Origin of the sequence: Micromonospora sp. NPDC127501, assembly GCF_040302185.1 — a bacterium.
Lineage (GTDB): Bacteria > Actinomycetota > Actinomycetes > Mycobacteriales > Micromonosporaceae > Micromonospora.
In genome coordinates this window covers 1-5448 of sequence record NZ_JBEORJ010000028.1, presented here as the reverse complement: position 1 = coordinate 5448, position 5448 = coordinate 1, and the positions used below count along the sequence as shown (strand labels likewise).

3 rRNA genes are annotated in these 5448 nt (G+C 57.5%); all 3 read left to right on the top strand.

The annotated features are described in order from the left end of the window. The first annotated feature begins 195 nt into the window (after window positions 1-195). Window positions 196-1710: ribosomal RNA gene (locus tag ABTW72_RS32660) — 16S ribosomal RNA — on the top strand. Between the two features lie 378 nt (window positions 1711-2088). Beyond that, window positions 2089-5198 (top strand): 23S ribosomal RNA (locus ABTW72_RS32655). 85 nt (window positions 5199-5283) lie between these two features. Continuing rightward, window positions 5284-5400 (top strand): 5S ribosomal RNA (rrf, locus tag ABTW72_RS32650). Together the 16S, 23S and 5S rRNA genes form the textbook arrangement of a ribosomal RNA operon. Window positions 5401-5448 lie beyond the last annotated feature (48 nt).

Below are 5448 nucleotides of genomic sequence, written 5' to 3'. Positions count from 1 at the left end.
AAAGCCCCGGTTGGGGTTCCACTGAGTGTGGGGCTTCTGGTCGGTGTGTGGTTGTTCTTTGAGAACTCAACAGGGTGCTTGTAAAGCCAGTGCCAATTATGATTTATACCCCGGACTGGTCAGCTTTGTTGCTGGCTGGTTGGGATTCCTTTGGCAACATTTGTTTGTTGCCGGGATAGCTGTTCAACTAATTTTTTGTTGGAGAGTTTGATCCTGGCTCAGGACGAACGCTGGCGGCGTGCTTAACACATGCAAGTCGAGCGGAAAGGCCCTTCGGGGTACTCGAGCGGCGAACGGGTGAGTAACACGTGAGCAACCTGCCCCAAGCTTTGGGATAACCCTCGGAAACGGGGGCTAATACCGAATATTACTTCTGGCCGCATGGCTGGTGGTGGAAAGTTTTTCGGCTTGGGATGGGCTCGCGGCCTATCAGCTTGTTGGTGGGGTGATGGCCTACCAAGGCGACGACGGGTAGCCGGCCTGAGAGGGCGACCGGCCACACTGGGACTGAGACACGGCCCAGACTCCTACGGGAGGCAGCAGTGGGGAATATTGCACAATGGGCGGAAGCCTGATGCAGCGACGCCGCGTGAGGGATGACGGCCTTCGGGTTGTAAACCTCTTTCAGCAGGGACGAAGCGAGAGTGACGGTACCTGCAGAAGAAGCACCGGCCAACTACGTGCCAGCAGCCGCGGTAAGACGTAGGGTGCGAGCGTTGTCCGGATTTATTGGGCGTAAAGAGCTCGTAGGCGGCTTGTCGCGTCGACCGTGAAAACTTGGGGCTCAACCCCAAGCCTGCGGTCGATACGGGCAGGCTAGAGTTCGGTAGGGGAGACTGGAATTCCTGGTGTAGCGGTGAAATGCGCAGATATCAGGAGGAACACCGGTGGCGAAGGCGGGTCTCTGGGCCGATACTGACGCTGAGGAGCGAAAGCGTGGGGAGCGAACAGGATTAGATACCCTGGTAGTCCACGCTGTAAACGTTGGGCGCTAGGTGTGGGGGGCCTCTCCGGTTCCCTGTGCCGCAGCTAACGCATTAAGCGCCCCGCCTGGGGAGTACGGCCGCAAGGCTAAAACTCAAAGGAATTGACGGGGGCCCGCACAAGCGGCGGAGCATGCGGATTAATTCGATGCAACGCGAAGAACCTTACCTGGGTTTGACATGGCCGCAAAACTCGCAGAGATGTGAGGTCCTTCGGGGGCGGTCACAGGTGGTGCATGGCTGTCGTCAGCTCGTGTCGTGAGATGTTGGGTTAAGTCCCGCAACGAGCGCAACCCTCGTTCGATGTTGCCAGCGCGTTATGGCGGGGACTCATCGAAGACTGCCGGGGTCAACTCGGAGGAAGGTGGGGATGACGTCAAGTCATCATGCCCCTTATGTCCAGGGCTTCACGCATGCTACAATGGCCGGTACAATGGGCTGCGATACCGTGAGGTGGAGCGAATCCCAAAAAGCCGGTCTCAGTTCGGATCGGGGTCTGCAACTCGACCCCGTGAAGTCGGAGTCGCTAGTAATCGCAGATCAGCAACGCTGCGGTGAATACGTTCCCGGGCCTTGTACACACCGCCCGTCACGTCACGAAAGTCGGCAACACCCGAAGCCGGTGGCCCAACCCTTGTGGAGGGAGCCGTCGAAGGTGGGGCTGGCGATTGGGACGAAGTCGTAACAAGGTAGCCGTACCGGAAGGTGCGGCTGGATCACCTCCTTTCTAAGGAGCACCTTCCGACGAAAGTCGGTAAGGAGCCCGCACTGCCCGAATGTGGTGGTGGGGTGCTCAGATGGCGGAGACACTGGCAAGTTTTGCCCTGGCAACGGCCGGCGGCGCTTAGTACAGCCATCCTCGGGTGGTGGGAACGGTTGCTTCTGGTGCGGCTGGGGGGAGATGTAAGCACCCTGTTGGGTCCTGAAGGAACAACCGTTGGTTGTTGTTTCAGAGACTTGGCCGGCCTCCTTGTGGGGGCTGGAAGTCTGCCAGGCATGGCCTGGCCTCACATACCGCCAACTGTGGTTGGGTTTGGTGTGGGGCGGATCGGGTTGTGGGTTGGTCGTTTGTTGAGAATTGCACAGTGGACGCGAGCATCTTTGTGGTCAAGTTGTCAAGGGCGAACGGTGAATGCCTTGGCACCAGGAGCCGATGAAGGACGTGGGAGGCCGCGATAGGCCTGGGGGAGCTGTCAACCAAGCTGTGATCCCAGGGTGTCCGAATGGGGAAACCTGGCACCAGTCATGTGGTGTCACCCACACCTGAACACATAGGGTGTGTGGAGGGAACGCGGGGAAGTGAAACATCTCAGTACCCGTAGGAAGAGAAAACAATTTAGTGATTCCGTGAGTAGTGGCGAGCGAAAGCGGATCGAGGCTAAACCGGCTGCGTGTGATACCTGTCAGGGGTTGCGTGGTCGGGGTTGTGGGACCCTGCTGAACAAGCTGACACTTGTTCGAGAAGTTACAAAGTCAGTGGCTAGTCGAACAGTCTGGAATGGCTGACCGTAGACGGTGAGAGTCCGGTAGGTGAAAGTTGCTGACCTTCTGTGGGTGTTCCCGAGTAGCGGCGGACCCCTGAAATCTGCCGTGAATCTGCCAGGACCACCTGGTAAGCCTAAATACTTCCTGGTGACCGATAGCGGACAAGTACCGTGAGGGAATGGTGAAAAGTACCCCGGGAGGGGAGTGAAATAGTACCTGAAACCGTTCGCCTACAATCCGTCGGAGCCTTGCGGGGTGACGGCGTGCCTTTTGAAGAATGAGCCTGCGAGTTAGTGGCATGTGGCGAGGTTAACCCGTGTGGGGGAGCCGTAGCGAAAGCGAGTCTGAATAGGGCGATTCAGTCGCGTGTCCTAGACCCGAAGCGGAGTGATCTAGCCATGGGCAGGCTGAAGCGCGGGTAAGACCGCGTGGAGGGCCGAACCCACCAATGTTGAAAAATTGGGGGATGACCTGTGGTTAGGGGTGAAAGGCCAATCAAACTCCGTGATAGCTGGTTCTCCCCGAAATGCATTTAGGTGCAGCGTCGCGTGTTTCTTGCCGGAGGTAGAGCACTGGATGGTCTAGGGGGCCCACAAGCTTACCGAAATCAGCCAAACTCCGAATGCCGGTAAGTGAGAGCGCGGCAGTGAGACTGCGGGGGATAAGCTTCGTAGTCGAGAGGGAAACAGCCCAGATCACCAGCTAAGGCCCCTAAGCGTGTGCTAAGTGGAAAAGGATGTGGGGTCGCATAGACAACCAGGAGGTTGGCTTAGAAGCAGCCACCCTTTAAAGAGTGCGTAATAGCTCACTGGTCAAGTGGTTCCGCGCCGACAATGTAGCGGGGCTCAAGCACACCGCCGAAGCTGTGGCATTCACATTTTATCCTCGCTTGGACGTGATTCCTTGTGCAGGTGTGTGGATGGGTAGGGGAGCGTCGTGCCGCGAGTGAAGCAGCGGGGTGACCCAGTTGTGGACGCGGCACGAGTGAGAATGCAGGCATGAGTAGCGAAAGAAGGGTGAGAAACCCTTCCGCCGGATGACCAAGGGTTCCAGGGCCAGGCTAATCCGCCCTGGGTGAGTCGGGACCTAAGGCGAGGCCGAGAGGCGTAGTCGATGGACAACGGGTTGATATTCCCGTACCCGCGAAAGAGCGTCCCTGATGAACCTCGTTGTGCTAACCACCCGAACTGCCTGATGTCTTCGGACGGATGGTGGGGAGCGTGGGAACCTGATGGGTAGTAGTCAAGCGATGGGGTGACGCAGGAAGGTAGCTGAGCCCGGCCGGTGGTTGTGCCGGGGTAAGCGTGTAGGCCGTGTTGTAGGCAAATCCGCAACACATGAAGGCTGAGACGTGATGCCGAGCCGATTCAGGTGAAGTCAGTGATCCTATGCTGCCGAGAAAAGCCTCTAGCGAGTTCTTAGCGGCCCGTACCCCAAACCGACACAGGTGGTCAGGTAGAGAATACCGAGGCGATCGGGCGAACTGTGGTTAAGGAACTCGGCAAATTGCCCCCGTAACTTAGGGAGAAGGGGGGCCGGAGACGTGAAGCCCCGCGCGGGTGGAGCGTTGTATGGCCGCAGAGAGCAGGGGGAAGCGACTGTTTACTAAAAACACAGGTCCATGCGAAGAAGTAATTCGATGTATATGGACTGACGCCTGCCCGGTGCTGGAACGTTAAGGGGACCTGTTAGCTCTTCGGGGCGAAGCGGAGAACTTAAGCGCCAGTAAACGGCGGTGGTAACTATAACCATCCTAAGGTAGCGAAATTCCTTGTCGGGTAAGTTCCGACCTGCACGAATGGCGTAACGACTTCCCCACTGTCTCAACCACAGGCCCGGCGAAATTGCAGTACGAGTAAAGATGCTCGTTACGCGCGGCAGGACGGAAAGACCCCGGGACCTTTACTATAGCTTGACATTGGTACTCGAATTAGCTTGTGTAGGATAGGTGGGAGCCGGTGAAGTCCATACGCCAGTATGGGTGGAGGCAATCTTGAAATACCACTCTGGTTGATTTGGGTATCTAACTTCGGACCGTTATCCGGTTCAGGGACAGTGTCTGGTGGGTAGTTTAACTGGGGCGGTTGCCTCCTAAAAGGTAACGGAGGCGCCCAAAGGTTCCCTCAGCCTGGTTGGCAATCAGGTGTTGAGTGCAAGTACACAAGGGAGCTTGACTGTGAGACTGACAGGTCGAGCAGGGACGAAAGTCGGGACTAGTGATCCGGCACTTGCGAGTGGAAGCGGTGTCGCTCAACGGATAAAAGGTACCCCGGGGATAACAGGCTGATCTTCCCCAAGAGTCCATATCGACGGGATGGTTTGGCACCTCGATGTCGGCTCGTCGCATCCTGGGGCTGTAGCAGGTCCCAAGGGTTGGGCTGTTCGCCCATTAAAGCGGTACGCGAGCTGGGTTTAGAACGTCGTGAGACAGTTCGGTCCCTATCCGCCGTGCGCGTAGGATACTTGAGAAGGGCTGTCCCTAGTACGAGAGGACCGGGACGGACGAACCTCTGGTGTGCCAGTTGTCCTGCCAAGGGCACGGCTGGTTAGCTACGTTCGGAAGGGATAACCGCTGAAAGCATCTAAGCGGGAAGCCTGCTTCAAGATGAGGTATCCCACCCACCTTGGTGGGGTAAGGCCCCCAGCTAGACGACTGGGTTGATAGGCCGGAAATGTAAGCCCGGTAACGGGTTCAGTTGACCGGTACTAATAGGCCGAGGACTTGACTACTAAGCTGCTACGCGTCCACTGTGCAACTCTGAACAAGCGAACACCCGTGACGTGTGGCCGGGGTTGTTTGATATGTTCATAGAGTTACGGCGGTCATGGCGGAGGGGAAACGCCCGGTTACATTCCGAACCCGGAAGCTAAGCCCTCCAGCGCCGATGGTACTGCACTCGTGAGGGTGTGGGAGAGTAGGACGCCGCCGGACAATCTTCCAGAAAAGGCCACCCCCAATGGGGGGTGGCCTTTTCTGCGT